The 17,842-nt window shown below is 58.9% G+C and carries 19 protein-coding genes; 12 read left to right on the forward strand and 7 right to left on the reverse strand.

Annotated elements, in window-relative coordinates; translation table 11 throughout:
• Positions 1–156: 156 nt before the first annotated feature.
• Both HUJ17_RS08685 and HUJ17_RS08690 read right to left on the reverse strand, forming a co-directional pair.
• The gene (locus tag HUJ17_RS08685) at positions 157–891 is read right to left on the reverse strand and encodes a glutathione peroxidase (RefSeq protein WP_290510321.1); all 735 of its coding nucleotides are present in this window, start codon (positions 889–891) and stop codon (positions 157–159) included.
• Positions 892–1,006: 115 nt separating this feature from the next.
• On the reverse strand, positions 1,007–1,453 hold the full coding sequence (locus HUJ17_RS08690; RefSeq protein WP_103917160.1) for a DNA starvation/stationary phase protection protein: 447 nt from the start codon (positions 1,451–1,453) through the stop codon (positions 1,007–1,009).
• Between the two features lie 260 nt (positions 1,454–1,713).
• Here HUJ17_RS08690 and HUJ17_RS08695 point away from each other — a divergent pair, with 260 nt between their 5' ends.
• From HUJ17_RS08695 to HUJ17_RS08710, 4 genes are all read left to right on the forward strand, one after another.
• A complete protein-coding gene (locus tag HUJ17_RS08695; RefSeq protein WP_103917161.1) occupies positions 1,714–2,373 on the forward strand; it encodes a hemolysin III family protein in 660 nt (219 codons plus the stop codon).
• Between the two features lie 90 nt (positions 2,374–2,463).
• A complete protein-coding gene (locus tag HUJ17_RS08700; protein ID WP_103917162.1) occupies positions 2,464–2,775 on the forward strand; it encodes a metalloregulator ArsR/SmtB family transcription factor in 312 nt (103 codons plus the stop codon).
• Entirely contained in the window at positions 2,772–3,212 is a 441-nt protein-coding gene (locus HUJ17_RS08705; protein WP_290510322.1) for a YeeE/YedE family protein, read from the forward strand. Before HUJ17_RS08700 ends, HUJ17_RS08705 begins: the two co-directional genes overlap by 4 nt.
• Positions 3,209–3,634 carry a DUF6691 family protein gene (locus tag HUJ17_RS08710; RefSeq protein ID WP_290510323.1) on the forward strand — a complete coding sequence of 142 codons (426 nt, stop codon included), beginning with the start codon at positions 3,209–3,211 and terminating at the stop codon, positions 3,632–3,634. Before HUJ17_RS08705 ends, HUJ17_RS08710 begins: the two co-directional genes overlap by 4 nt.
• Positions 3,635–3,800: 166 nt before the next feature.
• On the opposite strand, the gene HUJ17_RS08715 is transcribed toward HUJ17_RS08710, so the two are convergent.
• Positions 3,801–4,277 carry a glutathione peroxidase gene (locus HUJ17_RS08715; protein WP_103917165.1) on the reverse strand — a complete coding sequence of 159 codons (477 nt, stop codon included), beginning with the start codon at positions 4,275–4,277 and terminating at the stop codon, positions 3,801–3,803.
• Between the two features lie 61 nt (positions 4,278–4,338).
• Positions 4,339–5,013 (reverse strand): type 1 glutamine amidotransferase domain-containing protein, encoded by a 675-nt coding sequence (locus tag HUJ17_RS08720; RefSeq protein ID WP_290510324.1) that lies wholly within the window; start codon positions 5,011–5,013, stop codon positions 4,339–4,341.
• A gap of 136 nt (positions 5,014–5,149) precedes the next feature.
• On the opposite strand from HUJ17_RS08720, the gene HUJ17_RS08725 reads away from it, so the two are divergent.
• Positions 5,150–6,511, forward strand: coding sequence for a deoxyguanosinetriphosphate triphosphohydrolase (locus HUJ17_RS08725; RefSeq protein WP_290510325.1), 1,362 nt, complete (start codon positions 5,150–5,152; stop codon positions 6,509–6,511).
• A 39-nt stretch (positions 6,512–6,550) separates the two neighbouring features.
• Here HUJ17_RS08725 and HUJ17_RS08730 read toward each other — a convergent pair whose 3' ends face one another.
• A complete protein-coding gene (locus HUJ17_RS08730; protein WP_290498387.1) occupies positions 6,551–7,201 on the reverse strand; it encodes a hypothetical protein in 651 nt (216 codons plus the stop codon).
• 41 nt (positions 7,202–7,242) lie between these two features.
• Positions 7,243–9,228, reverse strand: coding sequence for a thrombospondin type 3 repeat-containing protein (locus HUJ17_RS08735; protein ID WP_290510326.1), 1,986 nt, complete (start codon positions 9,226–9,228; stop codon positions 7,243–7,245).
• Between the two features lie 279 nt (positions 9,229–9,507).
• On the opposite strand from HUJ17_RS08735, the gene HUJ17_RS08740 reads away from it, so the two are divergent.
• The 7 genes from HUJ17_RS08740 (at position 9,508) to HUJ17_RS08770 (ending at position 17,311) form a co-directional block, all read left to right on the forward strand.
• Positions 9,508–10,761, forward strand: coding sequence for a hypothetical protein (locus HUJ17_RS08740; protein ID WP_290510327.1), 1,254 nt, complete (start codon positions 9,508–9,510; stop codon positions 10,759–10,761).
• A 19-nt stretch (positions 10,762–10,780) separates the two neighbouring features.
• On the forward strand, positions 10,781–11,227 hold the full coding sequence (locus HUJ17_RS08745) for a hypothetical protein (protein WP_290510328.1): 447 nt from the start codon (positions 10,781–10,783) through the stop codon (positions 11,225–11,227).
• A complete protein-coding gene (locus HUJ17_RS08750; protein WP_103917171.1) occupies positions 11,224–12,057 on the forward strand; it encodes a hypothetical protein in 834 nt (277 codons plus the stop codon). Before HUJ17_RS08745 ends, HUJ17_RS08750 begins: the two co-directional genes overlap by 4 nt.
• Before the next feature lie 38 nt (positions 12,058–12,095).
• Positions 12,096–12,728, forward strand: coding sequence for a CsgG/HfaB family protein (locus HUJ17_RS08755; RefSeq protein WP_290510329.1), 633 nt, complete (start codon positions 12,096–12,098; stop codon positions 12,726–12,728).
• Between the two features lie 71 nt (positions 12,729–12,799).
• The gene (locus tag HUJ17_RS08760) at positions 12,800–13,960 is read left to right on the forward strand and encodes a PDZ domain-containing protein (RefSeq protein ID WP_290510330.1); all 1,161 of its coding nucleotides are present in this window, start codon (positions 12,800–12,802) and stop codon (positions 13,958–13,960) included.
• A 14-nt stretch (positions 13,961–13,974) separates the two neighbouring features.
• Positions 13,975–15,444: a hypothetical protein gene (locus HUJ17_RS08765; RefSeq protein WP_290510331.1), complete on the forward strand. Its 1,470-nt coding sequence runs from the start codon at positions 13,975–13,977 to the stop codon at positions 15,442–15,444.
• 190 nt (positions 15,445–15,634) lie between these two features.
• A complete protein-coding gene (locus tag HUJ17_RS08770; protein ID WP_290510332.1) occupies positions 15,635–17,311 on the forward strand; it encodes an alpha/beta fold hydrolase in 1,677 nt (558 codons plus the stop codon).
• 25 nt (positions 17,312–17,336) lie between these two features.
• Here HUJ17_RS08770 and HUJ17_RS08775 read toward each other — a convergent pair.
• On the reverse strand, positions 17,337–17,842 hold a 506-nt coding region (locus HUJ17_RS08775; RefSeq protein WP_290510333.1), incomplete at its 5' end, for an NUDIX hydrolase.

Genomic DNA, 17,842 nt, shown 5'->3' on the forward strand with positions numbered 1-17,842 from the left:
GGCTCGCAAAGCCGCTGCGGGTTACCGTAAAAAAAAGGGCCGACAGGCGTCGACCCAAGGGGGGAAGAAGGTGCACGGCTGGAGGGTCCACCCGACCTGCCATGCGGTGACGGTGAGCGCGTCACGGGGTTGCTCGTTACGGTGCCTGCAGCCTGATCAGGCCTTGAGCCAGGCCTCCAGCTCGTCGGCGCCGCCAATGCGTTCGCCTTCGATATATACCTGCGGCGTGGTGCCGGCACCGGTTACCGCGGCCAAGGAGCTGTAGCTTAGGCCACGGCTACCCAGTTCGATTTCTTCAAACGCGTAGCCGTTGTCGGCCAGCGCCTTCTTGGCTCGGGTGCAGTGCGGACAACCTGGTTTGGTGAAAACGGTAACCCGCTTGGGCAGGGCCGCTTCGCCATTGATGTAATTGAGCATGGTATCCGCATCAGAGACCTCGAACGGGTCGCCGGGCTTTTCCGGCTCAATGAACATGCGGTCGATCACCCCGTCTTTCACCAGCATGGAATAACGCCAGCTACGCGGCCCAAACCCGAGATCCTGCTTGTCCACCAGCATGCCCATCTTATCAGTGAACTCACCATTACCATCCGGAATGAAACGGATGTTGCCGGCAGACTGGTCACCAGCCCAGGCGTTCATTACAAAGCCGTCGTTAACGGACAGGCAGACGATGTCATCCACGCCGTTGGCTTTCAGCACCGGAGCCAGCTCGTTATAGCGGGGAAGGTGAGTGGAAGAACAAGTCGGAGTGAACGCACCCGGCAGGGCGAATACCACCACTGTCTTTCCCTTGAACAGGTCATCGGTGGTCACATCCCGCCATTCATTCCCCTCACGGGTCCGGAAGGTGACCTGGGGGACGGGTTGCCCTTCGCGATTTTCCAGCATACTTGCACTCCTTGTGCCAATTAGAGGGTGACTCGTTTGATATGCATTCAATAATAGCCACCCTCTATTTATCTGAAAAACGAATTACCTCTATCTGAGCAATTGATCCCGCCTATCAATCAAGATGGGCGGACAGCATCCAGGCTGCCTTTTCGTGGATCTCGATACGGTCGCTGGCTACCGTGGAGGAACCTTCATCCTCGTGCTCGCCGGCCAGCTTCAACACCCGATTGGCCTGCTCGGCCACAGTGCGGTGATCTTCGGCAAGTTCACGGATCATGTCACTGGCAGAGGGGTCGCCCACCGCATCCTTCACCGTGGATAACTTGGCAAACTCTGCGTAGCTGCCCGGCGCCTTCCAGCCCAGCGCCCGAATACGTTCGGCGATGGTGTCCACCGCCAGGGCCAGCTCGGTGTACTGTTGCTCGAACAACAGGTGCAGGCTGTGAAACATGGGACCGGTCACGTTCCAGTGATACTTGTGAGTTTTCAGGTAGAGGGTGTAGCTCTCGGCCAGCAACTTGCTCAATTGCTCGGCAACCTGCTTATTGTGTTCAATCATTGCGTGGCTCCTTGCTGTGCAAATGTGACGAAGAATGTTTTCCACTCTTCTCAACATGGCTTTCTGAACAGGAACTTCAACCCTGCTCTGCCACGAGTCAGAATTACCGTAACGCCACACCCACGTTACCAACAGAAAATTGCTTTCATCACATCGATAGAAAACACTGATATGCGGCACTGTCCGAATTGGCGCTTTACAGGCGCCTTTGGCGCTCGGCATGATGCAGACTCCCCTCTAGCTGCAAGAAGACCTCGTCAATGACCGCAACCCCGCAACCGGAAACGGATTACTCTATTCTGGAAGAATGGTTGAACGGCTTGACGCACGGCATCGGCGCCGCCCTGAGCGTCGCCGGCACGGTGATATTGATCGTTGCCGCCAGCCTGCAGGGCGATCCCTGGAAAATTGTCGGCTTCAGCATTTTCGGTGCCAGCCTGATTCTGCTCTACAGCGCCAGCGCCCTGTATCACAGCCTGCGTAACCCGAAGTGGCGGGCGGTGTTCAAGATGCTGGACCATTGCGCCATCTATGGGCTGATTGCCGGCACCTATACCCCCTTCCTGCTGGTGAATCTGCGCGGCCAGACCGGCTGGATCCTGTTTGCGGTGATCTGGACACTGGCGCTCATCGGCATCGGCCTGAAGGCCATGTACGGCCACCGTTTCAAGCTGATGCGGGTGGGCATTTACCTGGCCATGGGCTGGCTGATCCTGTTCGCCTCCGGGGAACTGACAACCAAATTGAACGAGGTGGGCTTCTGGTTGATCCTGGCCGGCGGTATTACCTACACCGCTGGAGTGATTTTCTACCTGGCCGACCGCTTTATTCCCTTCAACCACGCTATCTGGCACCTGTTCGTGATGGGCGGCAGTGTCTGCCACTTCTTCGCCGTCTACTACGGTGTGCTGCCGGTCTAGGGCCGCGCCTTTGTGAAAAAGCCCCGGATCACTTGCATGACTCCAGGCATTCATTATATATTTTATTTAAATATATTTTATGGAAGTATCATGCAAACTCTGGATATGGATGCCCTGCGCGATAACGCCACCGACGCCAGCCAGCTTCTCAAAGCGTTATCACACCCGGATCGACTGCTGCTGCTCTGCCAGCTCACCGAGGGCGAGCGCAGCGTCAGCGAGCTGGAAGAGTTGGTTGGCGTTTACCAACCCTCCCTGTCCCAGCAGCTCGGCGTCCTGCGCCGGGAGGGGCTGGTGGCCAGTCGTCGGGATGGCAAGCAGATGCACTATTCCATTGCCGACCCCAAGGCCCTGGCCGTGCTGGAAACCCTGTACGCCCTTTTTTGTGGAGAGACTTCATGACCATCGACTGGACCGCCTTTACACCCTGGTCGGCCCTGGCCGGTGGCGCCCTGATCGGGCTGGCCGCCGCCCTCTTTATTCATGCCAACGGCCGCATTGCCGGCATCAGTGGCATTGTCGGCGGCCTGCTGCGCCCTTCCCCCGGTGACCGGGCCTGGCGACTGGCCTTTGCGCTGGGCATGATCGCCGCCCCGCTGCTGTGGAGCCTGGCGACCACCCTGCCGCCACTGATTATCGCCGCAGACTGGCCCCTGCTGATTGTGGCCGGGCTGATCGTCGGCATCAGCACCCGCTATGGCGCCGGTTGCACCAGTGGTCATGGGGTCTGCGGCATATCGCGGCTGTCTCCGCGCTCCCTGGTAGCCACCCTGGCATTCATGGGCAGCGGCTTTGTCACCGTCTTTGTGGTTCGTCATTTGCTTGGAGGTGCGGCATGAACCGTTCGCAACTGAGTGCCTTCATCGTCGGCCTGATTTTCGGCATCGGTTTGTTGCTGGCCGGCATGGCCAACCCCGCCAAGGTGCTGGCCTTTCTGGATCTGGCCGGCGACTGGGACCCGTCCCTGGCGCTGGTAATGGTGGGAGCCATCGCGGTGGCGTCGGTGGGCTTTGCCCTGACCAAGGGTCGTCACCTGGCCTGGAGTGGCGACCCCATCCAGATACCCGGCAACCGCAAACTGGACCGGCGTCTGGTACTCGGCTCACTGGGTTTCGGGGTGGGCTGGGGGCTGGCGGGCTTTTGTCCGGGCCCGGCGCTGGTGGCACTGGGCACCGGCAGCCTCAAGGCAGTGATATTCGTCGCCGCTATGGTAACGGGCATGGCCGCCTTTGAATGGCTGGAAAAGCGTAAGGGCGTATGAAAGCAGCTACAAGCTGCAAGCCTCAAGCTACAAGGCGCGCCAATGACCTTCAGGTTCTGAAAGGCCAGGCCCGCGCCCAAACCTCGAAGCGCGGGCAATCAACTCGCCTCACTCTCATGCCTCATTCGCGTTGCAGCTTGAAGCTTGTAGCTTGCAGCTCGTCTCTCTACAGCAGCTTTTCAATATCCTTGCGGATCGCTTCCGGCTTGTCAGTGGGCGCATAGCGCTTGATGACCTTGCCATCCCGGTTGATCAGGAACTTGGTGAAGTTCCATTTGATCGCCTTGCTACCCAGCACACCGGTGGCTTCGTTTTTCAGGTAGGCGTACAGCGGGTGGGTGTTGTCACCGTTCACGTCGATCTTGTCGAACATGGTGAAGCTGACCCCGTAGTTCTTCTCGCAGAAGGCACCGATCTCGTCTGCGGCACCGGGCTCCTGCTTGCCGAACTGGTTGCAGGGAAAGCCAAGAATCTCCAGGCCCTTTTCCTGCAGGTCGTCATACAGCGCTTCCAGGCCCTTGTACTGCGGCGTAAAACCGCACTTGCTGGCGGTATTCACAACCAGCAGCACCTTGCCTTTGAAGTCGGCCAGCGCCTTGTCTTCGCCACTCAGGGTAGTGGCGGTGTAATCGTAAATCCCCATTGTGTCTCCCATAACAAAACAAACGCCCAGCGGCGCGATGCCGTAACCTTACCTGTCTCGGCTATTCCCGGTACAGCGCCTCGACCATGGCGTCGGCCACGGCCTGGCTGGATTGCGGGTTCTGCCCGGTGATCAGTCGCCCGTCCGCGACCACGTGACTGACAAACTTGTCGCCCAGATCCAGCGTCGCCCCCAGTTCTGCCAGGCGAGTCGCCAGCAGGAACGGCATCACCTCATCGAGGCCCACTTCCTGCTCTTCCTCATTGGTGAAGCAGGTCAGGGTGCGGTTCTGCACCAGCGGCGCGCCATTTTCATCGCGCAGCCCCACCAGGGCCGCCGGGCCATGACAGACCGCACCAAGCAGACCACCCTGGATCCAGGTACGCTCCATCACTGCCGCCACCAGCGGATGATCGGGCATATCGAACATGGCGCCATGGCCGCCAGGGACAAAGACACCGGCGAAACCGTCTTCCCAGATCTCTTCCAGGGGACGGGTATCCTGCAGGGCAGAGATGGCTTCCGACCACTGGGCTTTCTGTTCGTCATCCGGCACCGAGTTGGGGTCCACCGGAATCTTGCCACCACGGGGGCTGGCCACCACCACCGGGATATTTTTCTCCCGGAACAACAACCAGGGTACCGCGAATTCTTCCAGCCACAGGCCGGTCTGCTGACCCTGGCCCATTTGCGATGCACTGGTGACCAGCATCAGCAGGGGTTTATCCAGATTCATTACGCCTCCCGTTCGTGTTTCACTGCGTTCCTGTTCTGTTCATCCCAGCACGGCCCATGGCAACATGCTGTGATTGGTTCTTCTCACGTTGGGTGCGACGGCGTTTTTCATCAAGCCCGCAGGCGGATTTTTTTGTATGGACTGGCACCAGTTACTCAACAAGGCCCGGCTGGGCGGACGCAGCGCCAAGGATGAAAGCGGCCGCACCGCCTTCTTGCGCGACCACGACAAGATCATCTTCTCTGGCGCCTTCCGGCGGCTGGCACGCAAGACCCAGGTGCACCCGCTGGCCACCAACGACCATGTTCACAACCGCCTGACCCATTCCCTGGAAGTGTCCTGCGTGGGACGCACCCTGGGTATTCGCGTGGGCGAAAGGCTGCAGCAACGCCAGCTGCTGCCGGATACGGTCAGCGCCACCGACTTTGGCGACATCGTTCAGTCCGCCTGTCTGGCCCACGATATCGGCAACCCGCCGTTCGGGCACACCGGTGAGCGTGCCATCCGCGCCTGGTTCCAGGAACGGGGGCAACGCTTCCTCGCCATGCTGGCGCCGGAGCAACAAAGCGATCTGACCTTTTTCGAAGGCAATGCCCAGGGCTTTCGCATCATTACCAAGAGTGAATACCACCAGTACGACGGCGGCATGCGCCTGACCTACGCCACCCTGGCCACCTTCCTGAAATATCCCTGGCTGTCCGTCGATGCCACCGACAGCAGCGGAGCCAGCAGCAAGCCCGGCAAGTACAGCGCCTTTGTGTCGGAAGCAGATGCCTTTCGTGAAGTGGCCGTTGCCACCGGCCTGAGGGAAATTTCTCCGGGTCGCTTCTGCCGCCACCCGCTGGCCTATCTGATGGAGGCCGCCGACGACTTCTGCTACGCCATTATCGATCTGGAAGATGGTCTGGAGATGGACCTGCTGCACTGGGACGAAGTCTATGCCCTGCTGCAACCCGCTTTGCCGGATACCCCCGAGGTGCGTGATCTGATCCATTCCGACCTGCGCGACGGCCGCAAGGCTGCCTTGTTACGAGGCAAGATCATCGAGCGCTTTATCGAAGCCGGCGTGGAAGCTTTTGTCGCCAATCATGACAACCTGCTGGGCGGCAGAATGGAAGGAGATCTGATCAGCCATTGCGAACCGGCGGTGCGCGATGTGGTGGAAAATGCCAAACAGCTGGCCCGCTCGAAAGTTTTCGAGCATCCACGGAAAATCGAGCTGGAAATTGGTGCCTTCGAAGTGATGGGTGCGCTACTGGACGGCCTGATTGAAGCCGCGGTATCCCATGCCTGCGATAGCGCCAGGAACTATCGCCATGAACGTATCATCGACCTGATTGGCCGACACAGTTTCCCGGAAAACCTGGAACAGATGCCTGAACAGGAAAGAATTTATCAGTGCATCATGCGGGCACTGGATTTTCTTGCCGGCATGACAGACAACTATGCCACCTATCTGGCCAAGCAGTTTTCAGGAATGGCGGAAACGCGGTATTGAAAAAACCGGGGCTGCGGATGCAGCCCCGGTTTCTGAACGTTACTGCTTGATCAAAAAGGCAATGTTGGTGAAGTCATAAATTGGCTCACCATCGGTTGTCACCGTATCCTTCTGACTCAAAATCAGCATGTTCGGCCCGGCCTTTTGCAGCACCACAATATCGTTCGGGCCAAGCGTCAGGGTGACGGTGGAACCGTCATCGCTCCAGGTACCGTTGAGCGGCTCCGAACCCGTGTTGCCGAAATCCGGGTCAAATGCATCTCGGCATCCCTCGACACCACAATCGCCATTCACGGTCGAAAACAAGGTAGACCGATTTTCATTGATCGTACCGGAAAAATCACCGTTCGCAGACAGCGTAAAGCTACCCGTGGAGCTGAAACTGGAAATTTCCGAGTAAGCTTCGGTCAGCCCCGTTCCACTATTGGCCGCCAATTCAATTGCCAACTCGACAAAGGTGTAGGAACCCTCAACACTGCCATCATCCACAGACGCTTCCAGCGCATCAAGTCGCTGGGAGTTGTCATTGATTGCGGCGATCAGAGCAGCGAAATTACCATTCACTTCGCTGGCAACCGCCGGTGAATCAGCAGTAAAAACCGTTGTATCCGTACCCTCAACCACTTCCGATGCCATTACATTCGCGCTCATCAGTGCAGCGGTGAGGCCAGTCAGAATAAATTTTTTCATCTCTATTACCCTCTATAGATTTCGTGCTTTAACCAACGGCCTCACTGCCAGTTGGCTTGATCCCAGTTGAATTGATCCCACACAGCGGCTGGTGAACCACCGTTACAGGCAGCGGCATTGGCATCCGGAACACAGGGGTCTGCATCGTCCGGATCTGCCACGTTGGCACCAAAGCCATCACTATCCGCATCCACGCTTTCGGTAGAGTCTTCCGGAAAAGCATCGGCGTTATCGCCCACACCATCACCGTCCGAATCAGTGGTTTCGGTGGAGTCATTGGGGAAGTCATCCGCGTTGTCCCCTACACCATCGGAATCGCTGTCCTGGGTTTCGTTGGGGTCATCGGGGAAGGCATCCGCAATGTCACCCACACCGTCGTTATCCGTGTCTGTGGTTTCATTCGGATCATTGGGGAAAGCATCTGCGTTGTCCCCCACACCATCGTTATCTGTGTCAGTGGTTTCGTTAGCATCATTGGGGAAGGCGTCGCCATTATCCCCCACACCGTCACTGTCAGAGTCCGTGGTTTCTGCCGGGTCTTCAGGGAAATCATCTGCATTGTCCCCGACGCCATCTTCATCCGTATCTGTGGTCTCAGAAGGATCGTTCGGGAAGGCATCAGCATTATCCCCTACGCCATCCTCATCCGTGTCCACGGTTTCGGCGGGATCTTCGGGGAAGGCATCCGCGTTATCACCCACGCCATCTTCATCAGTATCGACAGTCTCGGCGGGATCTTCCGGGAAGGCGTCACCGTTGTCCCCCACACCATCACCATCAGTATCGACAGTCTCGGTGGGGTCTTCAGGGAACACATCGGCATTATCACCGACGCCGTCTTCATCGGTATCAGCGGTTTCCGCAGGATCATCCGGGAAAGCATCTTCACCATCGACTACGCCATCTTCGTCGCGGTCCGGATCAAAGGGCGCAGCATCCTGCTCGTTGATCAAGCCGTCGCCATCAATATCCGCATCGCTGCTGTCCGGCGTACCGTCCTGGTCAATATCACTTTCCACTTCCGCCGGCTCCACCACTGTGGTGGTGTTTTGTGCCGTGGTGGTATCCGTGTCCACACCGGTATCTTCGGTCTCATTGGCAACCACCGTTGCAACCTGCGAGACGGTTGTAGTGGAACCCGGAATGGTCAGCGAGGAAGGATCCTGGGTGACTTCGGCAGCCACATCGGCGATGTTGGAGAAGGTCGAGATGGCTTCACCACCACTCTGTCCATCTACCTGGCCGTCGTTGAGATCCTCCGACAGGGCCGCAAACATGGAGTCTGCGGTTTCGGTGCTGTTGGGATCCGCAGTCTTGGCGGTTTCTGCCATATCTGCCATCAGTGCCGCCACCGCTTCCACCGCAGTCCGTAACTTGACCACCTGTTCCTGATCATCCTGATCGCTGGTGATCAGAGGCGGGGAAGACAACAGATCCACGCTGTCATCCAGCAGGCCAAAGCCGAACTGGCTGCGTACCTTGCTTTTGGCCAGCTTCAATGCTGCCGCCCATTCATCTGCGGTCACCGTGCCATCATCGTCACCGGCAAAACCATTAGCAGAGCTGTCTGCGTTGGCCAGCGCCATGTTCACCACCAGGGTGCTCAACGGCGTCGGGTAGTTGGTTTCCCCGGCGGCTACCGCCTCGACAGAGGTCACTGACAACAAACGGGTAATCACCGGTGCCTGGTCAGTGGTCAGGTCAACGGTGTCGCCGTCGGCCCGCACCTCAACCAGAACCTCGCCGGTGGCTCCCTCAGGAATACTGACACCGGTAAAGGCTGCTCTGGCATCGGTAGCACCGGTATCAAGTTGAGGCCCCGCCCCGTCCTGTGCATTGACGTCCAGCTGGTACAACGTGACAGCGGCATTGGCCAGCGGCCCTTTGACAGCGCTACCCTTCATGGCAGTACCGCCATCAGGCGGCCCCGATGAGCCTCCTCCCCCACCACTGCTGCTATCGCTACCGCCACACCCGGTAATAGCAACCGCTACCGCCAGGCTGGCGCCCCGTAATAATGCCCTCATAGCCTTTTCTCCCTTATTCCCCGAGAACGGAAATATCAGGCTAGCGACCGGCCGGAACACCCGCATCCCCCAAATTGGGTATCAAAACAATCAAGGGAATCAAGCCGGCAGAACCGAAAGCAGAGGCAATATTTATCGGGAAATATGGCTTTATCCCCCATATGGGGGATGCGCGCCGATCTTGGCCTGCTCAATACTTGCAGCTAACAACTTCGCGCGGGTGAGGGTCAGGGGACGCCCCGCACGACACCAAAAAGAATCCATCCAACGGGGAAGTTGATGGCTAACACGTTTACGCCTGCTGTTTCAGGGGAACGCCCCCTTTATGCCTGCAAGAAACTCCTACTACCACTACTCGGAGCCGGCCTGTTGAGCGCCTGCGCCACCGGCCCCAAGCAATACGCCGTAACACCGCTGGATCCTGCCAAACAGGAGTATGTGGCCAGTCAGCCAGCGGCCTTGCAGCCCGCCTGGCGCAAGCTGTTTCAGGAAGGACGCCGCAATGAAGTGCTGAACCTGATGGAAATCGGTGCCACCGCATTCAAAACCGGTGATCTGGATACCGCCCGCCGTACCCTGGATGAAGCCATCGCCAACATCGAAAGCGTCTATGCGGACAACGATGCCGCGCGCAAAGCGCGAAGCCTCTGGTACGAGGAGGGAGAAAAGGAATTCAAGGGCGAGCCCTATGAACGCTCCATGGTCTATTACTATCGCGGCCTGATCTATCTGATCGATGGCGATTACGGTAACGCCCGCGCCACCTTCCTCAACGGCCTGCTGCAGGACGCGTTCGCCGAGGAAGAACAGCACAGCACCGACTTCGCCTCACTGGTCTATCTGGCCGGCTGGGCGGCGCGCCTGGATGGCAACGAGCGCCTCGCCAGTGAGCATTTCGAGGAGTTCCGCCAGTTTCGTCCCGACGGCCCGGTCCCTGGTGACAGCGACAATACCCTGATCGTGGCGGAAACCGGCACCTCCCCGCGCAAACTGGCCGACGGCGTCGGTCACTTCGAACTGGTCTACCGTCGCGGCAAGGGCTTTACCGAAAACCGCGCAAAGATTTCCGGTGATGGCCTCAATCAGACCCTCTACCCGGCGGAAGACGTGTTTTTCCAGGCCTCTACGCGAGGCGGGCGGGCGGTGGATCGCATCATCGAAGGCAAGGTGCAGTTCAAGCAGACCACCGGCAACGTGGGCGACGCCATGACCAGCCTCAGCGACAACAGCCTGATCACCGGCATCGCCGCCGGCGCCGGTGGAGGCCTTGCCGCCGGCTTCAACACCATCACCGCCATTGGCGTCGCCGCCCAGGGCATGTCCGCCCGTACCAAGACCCGCGCCGATACCCGCTACTGCACCAGCCTGCCCGACACCCTGCACCTGGGCAGCGCCCGGCTTTCCGGGGATACCCAAAACGCCAAAGTCACCTTCACCAACAAGGCCGGTATTACCCAACCACCGGGCAGCAAACCCGCCCGTATTTTCTTCGACAAGAATGGCAACGGCGTGATTTTCGCCAGTGCCCGTTAACCCCGTTAAGGAGAACTCCATGCACGCGAAATTCGCCCTTGTCGCCGGTCTGCTGGCCGGCTCCTTGCTTGTCGGCTGCCAGAACAGCAGCAAGCTGGAGCATGAACAGCGCACCGCGCCGACCACCTACAACAGTGTGACGTTTACCGATTACGACCTGAATCGTAACTTCAGTGGCGGCATTCCCGGTCCTCACAAGGTGTTCCGCTTTACCGCCGAAAAGCATGGCATTCGCCGTACCCCGGCCAACACCTCGGAAGTCTTCGTGGTGCTGCGTAACCACACCGACTACAACGGCATCCTGGAAGCCCGCACCCAGTTCTTTGACCAGTCCGAGATTCCCACCGACGTGGAACCGCGCTGGCAACGGGTCGTGGTCCCGGCCAACTCCACCAGTGTCTATCTGGAAAAATCCACCACCACTGCGCAGCTGAAATATCGGGTGGAAGTGAGGCAGGCAAAATGAAAAGTTTCGTCGCTCTCGCCCTGCCCCTTGCCTGGCTCGCCAGCAGCCAGGCTTTTGCCCAGCAGGATCACCCCGCCACCGAAATGATGGCACCCGCCCAGGTCCCCATGAGCGAGGAGGCCTACGCGGAAAGCCTCCGTGATCAGTACCAGCGCCCACCTGAGAAGGACGTCATCAGCCGTTTTCGTCAGGCTTTCCCTGAACAGGGGAAACCGCGTATTGCCGTATTCTGGAATCGTGAATTCCCCAGCCGCGTCAGTGACTGGTACAGCCACCACCGCGGCAGTCTCAATGCCAAAGGCGAGCTCAGCGTCACCGGCAAGGATGCCCGCGAAGAAAAAGGGCGCGCCACCCTGACGATGGAACAGGAAAGCCGTGGCGGTCTGCGTAGCTCAGACCGCAACGCCATTGCCCTGGGCCTGCAGGGCGGACTCATCAGCACCTTCAAGCAAGGCGGGGCTACTGTCATTGATCAAGCCATGGCCCAGCGCATTACCGATAACGACCTGGAAGACGGCACGTTCGAACGCGCCTCGCCGGATCAGTTGCGCCTGCAGATGCGCGCTCTTTCCCAGCAAGCGGACTACGTACTGGAATTGGTGGTAGGCAGCGATTTTGACCGCGATGGCCTCTACCAGGTGCGCGTGCTGTCCGTGAAAGATGCGAGCGTGCTCGCGGTTTTCAACACCGATGGCAAACCGCCGGGCAGTGAAGACCAACATGCCTGGGTGGTGGCTGAAAGCGGCTTCGAAAAGCGCGATCGCCCGCAGCCCATGAGCGCCACCGGCAAGGAAATTGCTCTGCATACCATGGCCCAGATGAGCCAGTAAGCACCTTATTTATCCACGAATTCCATGAGGGGAACACCATGAAAGCTTTCAAACCTATCGCCATCCTCGGTGCCGCTGTGCTGGTCAGCGCCTGTGCGCCGTCACGGGTCGATAACGCCGCCGGGCAGCCTTCCGTATACCAGGACGTAGGCAGTGCCGGACGGGTTCAGGGGGTCGGCATCGAATCCCAGGACGTAGTCGCCATGACCGACAAAATGATGCGCAGCCTGCTGGCCAATCCCATGGTTTCCAACCGCCCCACCCCACCCCGGGTACTGATTGACATGGAAGGCTTCAAGAACGAGAGCACCTCGGTGATCAATCTCAACATGCTCGCCAAGCGGCTGCAGATCGAGCTTACCCGTGCCGCCAACGGGCGCATGGTGTTCGTCAATCGCCAGAACCTGGCAGCGATCCAGAAAGAGCGCGAAATCAAACGCGAAGGGCTGGTGGATGGCGGCACCATCCGCAAGACCCAGGCCACCGCCGGGGTCGACTACCAGATGTTTGCCACCATCACCTCCCAGGACGCCATTGATCGCCAAAGCCAGATGCGTCAGCGCTACCACTACATTTCCTTCGAAATGGTGGATATGGAGCTGGGCACCCTGGTGTGGGGCGACGGCTTTGAAATGAGCAAGGCCACTCAAGACAACATTCTTTACCGCTAACCCTTTTACTGTCCGCGGGCGCCACGGGAACGACCGCCCGCCCGGACAGGCGTTAACAGGAGATCATTATCATGGAACGCATTTCTGCCAGCATCCGCTTGGGGGCGGTCGTGCTCGGTTCTGCACTACTGGGCGCCTGCGCCTCCAGTTATCAACAAGGCAGTACAAGCAGCCCCGCCGTGACCACCGTCAACGGCAGTGTAACCACCTCAACTGACACCAGCGCCTACCAGGCACAGGTACTGCAGGCCAGCCAAACCGGCCAAACCGCCTGCGTACAGGCCGAAGTGGTATCCGGCAAGATGGTCTACCATTCAACCCTTGTTGCGCCGGGCAGCTTCCAGGTGCAAGCGCAGCACTCCGAAGGCGCTTGGCGTTGTGTCGATTACAGCAACAACGCTCAACAGGTTTGGGCTCAACTGGATTCCTCCTCTCTGGCGGCTGGCGGCCAGTCGCCCACCGGAGAACCCCTCGGTAAGGGCTTGCTCGGCGTCCGCATCAATCAGACCGAAGATAAACATTTCCTGCGCATCGATAGTCTGGTTCCGCTGAGCGCGGCTGAAGAAAGCGGCCAGTTGCAGAGCGGCGACCTGATCGTGGCCATCGGTGAAGGCAAGGACGGGGAAATGACCCCGACCAGCGGCCAGACCTTACAACAGCTGGTTGCCCAAATGCGTGGCGAGCCCGGCACCTTTGCCCGCCTGAGCATCATGTCTCCGGGCACTGCCGGAACCCGCGACGTGGTCCTTGAGCGTCGTGAGCAGACTGCCGAGCAACAGGCCGCCATCCAGCAGCAGCAGATCGACGCCCTTGCTATCAAGGACAACAGTGGCCAGTTCCTGTCGCCCTACACCAGCGATGGCGTGACAGCCGAGTGGGTCAACAAGACCATCAACGTGTCCATGGGCAAGGCAACCGGCTCAGCCGTAGGTGGCGTTGCCGGTGCCTACGCGGCCAACAAGGTACTGGAAAACGTTCCCTTCGGCGGCATGCTGGGTGGCTTTCTGGGCTCCAAGGCCGGCAAGGCCGTGGGCGGAAACACGGCGCTGGAAGCTTCCGGCGGCTGGGACTTCATTCGCAGCAGTTCTGACCTTTCCTTCAACTCCATGAATGACATGGCCCGCTGGCTTGCCACCACCCACAGCGACAAGAGCAACTTTGTGGATGTGATCAAGGCCGCCGACAAGATCTACCCCGGCCTGCAAACCGCCGTAGCCAATTCGGCACGCTGATTCAGGAGCCCACCATGTCAATTCGAACTGTTTACCGCTTCACCCTGATCATGGTCAGCCTGCTTCTGATCAGTGGCTGCATGACCTACCGTTATGTTCCAGCAGAAGACAGCACCTCTCCGGCAATGGGCGACACCTCACTGCCCGTTGCTTTCCAGGTTGCCCCCGTGAGAGTGGATGCCCACTCCCGTGTTCGCAACCACCCGGACTGGAAAAAAATCCCCCCGACCATTGAGAGCGCTCTGACACCTCAGGTCGAAACCTTGTCCGGCGAATCAGCGACAAGCCAATCGCCCTACCTATCCATGCATGTAGAAAATGAGACGTTCAAAATGAACTGGGGACATTTTCTCATGTATATCGCCTCGATTTTCACACTGCCCAGCAGTTCCGATATGCAGTTCGACAGCGAAATGACGGTTAACGCCGGCGGAGAGACGCTGTTCACCTCCCAGGCCAACGGCAGTATCCGGGGTTATATTTCCGTCTATTCACCCTCGGCACTTTTCGTCGGTAAAAAAGATCCCGCCATTGCCTCGGCGGACATGGCCAACGACATGATGCGACAACATCGCCAGGCGCTGGAAGAATGGGTCGCTGTGCAGAAACAGCAGTACGATCAGGAAATCGCCGGCAAGGATATTCTCGAGCAACGTCAGTGGTTGATCGAGAATCCACACAGCCTGTTTGCCAGTGAGATTCTTGCCAACCTGGCCAGCCATACCCCGCGCCGTAACACCCTGGGCTGGCACCGGGAAAATGTGTCCCGGTTTCCTAGGTACGTGGCATTCCTCTCCGAGGAGGACGCCCTGTGGTTTGTGGGTCCGGACGGTCAACGGGTGATTGATCTGGTGGACGCCGCCAAACGCGGCACCAGCCAGTCCATTCTGGCAGCCCAGGTGGAAGCCCAGGGCCCCTACAAGCCCTTCAGCGACGAGGAAATTCGCCGCTTGCGCAAGAGCGGCCTCTCCAGCGACCTGATCGCTGCCATGATCCGCAGCGGCAACCGGCCTGCCGCGCAACCCGGTGCCGCAGCCAACCTGGCGGCCAGCCCCCGTGCCAGCCAGCAGGATACCGTGGCGGCCCTGCTGATCCCGGACAACAGCGGCGAGTACATGAATCCCTGGACCAGTGATGGTGTTCTGGCGGAATGGGTCGACAAGGCCATCAATGCCAAGATGGGTGGCGCTATCGGCTCCGCCGCAGGCGCCTATGCCGCATCCAAGGCCCTTGAAAATGTGCCTTTTATTGGCGGCATCCTCGGCTCCAAGGTCGGCAAGAAGGTGGGGCACTCCGCGGCCATCAGCGCTTCCGGCGGCATGGATTATATTCGCGAAACCTCTGACCAGTCCTTCCGCAGCCTGGATGACATGGCCCGTTATCTGAAAACGGTCCATGCCGACAACAGCAACTTCCAGGATGCCATCAAGGCCGCCGATGCGATCTACCCCGGGTTGATGCAATCCCTCGTTTCCTCACAGTAACACGCTCCATCGCACCCACCCCTGGCACCTGCAACGGTCGGGGGTGCGGCGCGCCAACCGCTTTCCACCTAGCGTTTCCCGGGTACCGCCATGCCCTCTTTATCCCGCTCCAGTCCCGCTTAACGCAACCATTACAGCCCGGCTGTGAATATTTGCTAAGGTAATAAAGAGGGATGACTGGGAACTGGACATGGATATCGAACAAAAACAATGGGATGCGCTGATCGGCCGCATCTACGAAACCGCTCTGTCACCAGGGGATTGGGGCGAGTTGCTGGAGCCCATGGTCGACTGGTGCCAGCAGCAGGAACAGGATCTGGAGATCATGGAATCGCTGCTTCAGCACCTGGATCGGGCAGTACGCAGTAGCAATCACATGCATTCCCAGGAAGACCAGAACCATCTCCTCAATGACATGACCAATCGGCTGCCCTGGCCCATGCTCATGCTTGATGACCAGCTGCATGTGGTGAGACACAATTCAGCAGCCGATCGCATTCTGGCCTCAGGGCCCTTGCGGATGGCCGATGGCGGTGCGCTGATGCTCAGCGACCCCCGTCTCAAGCAGCAATTACAGCAAGTCGTGCGCCTGCAGCAAGGCCGTGACAGCCAGTTACTGCATTCCGAACAGGAACAACTGGTACTGCTATGCATGCCGGTGTTCCGCTCGGACGCCCCTGATGATGTATCCCGTATCACCACGGTAGTCTGGGTATTTGCAGACAAGAGCGTGGCAGCGCCATCCGTCCAGTCTCTGGCAGACCTGTTCGGCATTTCCCCGGCTGAAGCCAGGCTGCTACATCTGTTGTGCAAGGTGGGCAATCTCAGCCAGAGCGCAGACCTGTTATCGATAAGTGTTCATACTGCCCGCACCCAGCTCAAATCGATCATGGGCAAAACCGGCATCAGCAGTCAGGTGGCCCTGGTCAGTCGGGCCATGAGCCATGCGCTGCTGGCAACACCGTCCCTCACCACCCACGATGGTCGCGAAGAGCGCTTTATGGTGCTGCCCGACAATCGAGTACTGAGCTGGTTCGAGTATGGCTGCCCGGAGGGCAAGCCTCTGCTTGTCATGGAAAATCAGGCCGGCAATATGCCGTGCCATGAACCCCATCATGACTGGTATGTATCGCAAGGCCTGAGGGTGCTGGTGGTGGTTCGCCCCGGCTTTGGCATCTCCAGCCCCTGCCCGAATGGCAACTTTGTGGATTTCGCCGAGGATCTGCGCCATTTTTGCGAACGCCTTAACCTGCAAAAGCCCGTTCTGGCCGGCTATTGTTTCGGCGGCCCCTACGCTCTTGCCGCTGCCGCCAAATATCCGTCCCTGTTCGAACGGGTCGGGGTAATTGGCAGCATTGTTCCCTGGCAATACATGCAGGAAGGCCAGCTGGACCCGATGCATGGCCGGCTGCTGAAAATGGTGGATCGCGACCCCAGGATCTTTATCTCTCTGGGTAAAATGGCGCTGCGGGGCGTCAATCGCTCTCCGGAAAAATTCTTTTCCTTCTTCTCCCGGTTCCTGGATGACAAGGACGCCAGACTGATCAATGACCCGGCGGTACAAGCGATCACGTTACCGCAATTACGGCAACGCTGGTTCCAGGGCGCAAGAGTGATCATTGATGACTATCTTCGGGTGTTGCGCCCCTGGGGATTCGAACTGTCAGAGGTTACGATTCCCACCCTGGTATGGCATGGCGCCCTGGACCGCAGCATACAACTGGAACCGGCCCGACGCATGGCACAGGCCATCCCCGGGGCACACTTTCACGTACTGGAAGACCAGGGCCGTTATCCAGTGATCGAGTGCTGGCAGCCCTTCATTGAAGCGCTGGCAGGCTCTGCAACTTTGGCCAAACAGGCCTGACGCCAGCCGGGGGGACCACCGAAGATCAAGGGCCGCGCCCCTGATCTTCCAGGATAGTCTTTGCCACCAATTCCCGGAAAAGATCAAACTGGTAGGAAAAGCGCCAGCTGTCCCGGTTCAGCGAATCCAGGGAGTGCCAACCCAGCGCCTTTACCTCGGCGATCCCCGACGCCGGCACTGCTAACGACTCTTCTGACACCCGCTCATTCGCATGACAGCGATAGAGATGAAAGCCGTTCTTCATCACCGCCAGGCGCCGCCCCACTGTCACCGCCAACCCTGTCTCTTCCAGGGTTTCCCGATGTGCCGTACATTGCGCCAACTCATCCACTTCGCGGGTGCCACCCGGCACTCCCAGCTTGCCGCCCCAGCGATGGGTTACCAATAACACCTTGTCATCGTGCAGAATCAGGCAGCCCGCATTGGCCCGCCGATCATCTTCCTGACCAGCCACCCGCGGGCAATCAGCAACAGCCACGCCGGACAGCAGCAAGCAAAGCAGACAGAACATCGACTTCATGTTTTCCCCAT

Source organism: Alcanivorax sp., assembly GCF_014762765.1.
Classification (GTDB): Bacteria; Pseudomonadota; Gammaproteobacteria; order Pseudomonadales; family Alcanivoracaceae; genus Alcanivorax.

Coding starts and splice junctions, on each gene's coding strand:
- HUJ17_RS08685 (WP_290510321.1), bottom strand. CDS start 891: ATGCTGGAAAATCGCGAAGGGCAACCCGTCCCCCAGGTCACCTTCCGG.
- HUJ17_RS08690 (WP_103917160.1), bottom strand. CDS start 1,453: ATGATTGAACACAATAAGCAGGTTGCCGAGCAATTGAGCAAGTTGCTG.
- HUJ17_RS08695 (WP_103917161.1), top strand. CDS start 1,714: ATGACCGCAACCCCGCAACCGGAAACGGATTACTCTATTCTGGAAGAA.
- HUJ17_RS08700 (WP_103917162.1), top strand. CDS start 2,464: ATGCAAACTCTGGATATGGATGCCCTGCGCGATAACGCCACCGACGCC.
- HUJ17_RS08705 (WP_290510322.1), top strand. CDS start 2,772: ATGACCATCGACTGGACCGCCTTTACACCCTGGTCGGCCCTGGCCGGT.
- HUJ17_RS08710 (WP_290510323.1), top strand. CDS start 3,209: ATGAACCGTTCGCAACTGAGTGCCTTCATCGTCGGCCTGATTTTCGGC.
- HUJ17_RS08715 (WP_103917165.1), bottom strand. CDS start 4,277: ATGGGGATTTACGATTACACCGCCACTACCCTGAGTGGCGAAGACAAG.
- HUJ17_RS08720 (WP_290510324.1), bottom strand. CDS start 5,013: ATGAATCTGGATAAACCCCTGCTGATGCTGGTCACCAGTGCATCGCAA.
- HUJ17_RS08725 (WP_290510325.1), top strand. CDS start 5,150: ATGGACTGGCACCAGTTACTCAACAAGGCCCGGCTGGGCGGACGCAGC.
- HUJ17_RS08730 (WP_290498387.1), bottom strand. CDS start 7,201: ATGAAAAAATTTATTCTGACTGGCCTCACCGCTGCACTGATGAGCGCG.
- HUJ17_RS08735 (WP_290510326.1), bottom strand. CDS start 9,228: ATGAGGGCATTATTACGGGGCGCCAGCCTGGCGGTAGCGGTTGCTATT.
- HUJ17_RS08740 (WP_290510327.1), top strand. CDS start 9,508: ATGGCTAACACGTTTACGCCTGCTGTTTCAGGGGAACGCCCCCTTTAT.
- HUJ17_RS08745 (WP_290510328.1), top strand. CDS start 10,781: ATGCACGCGAAATTCGCCCTTGTCGCCGGTCTGCTGGCCGGCTCCTTG.
- HUJ17_RS08750 (WP_103917171.1), top strand. CDS start 11,224: ATGAAAAGTTTCGTCGCTCTCGCCCTGCCCCTTGCCTGGCTCGCCAGC.
- HUJ17_RS08755 (WP_290510329.1), top strand. CDS start 12,096: ATGAAAGCTTTCAAACCTATCGCCATCCTCGGTGCCGCTGTGCTGGTC.
- HUJ17_RS08760 (WP_290510330.1), top strand. CDS start 12,800: ATGGAACGCATTTCTGCCAGCATCCGCTTGGGGGCGGTCGTGCTCGGT.
- HUJ17_RS08765 (WP_290510331.1), top strand. CDS start 13,975: ATGTCAATTCGAACTGTTTACCGCTTCACCCTGATCATGGTCAGCCTG.
- HUJ17_RS08770 (WP_290510332.1), top strand. CDS start 15,635: ATGGATATCGAACAAAAACAATGGGATGCGCTGATCGGCCGCATCTAC.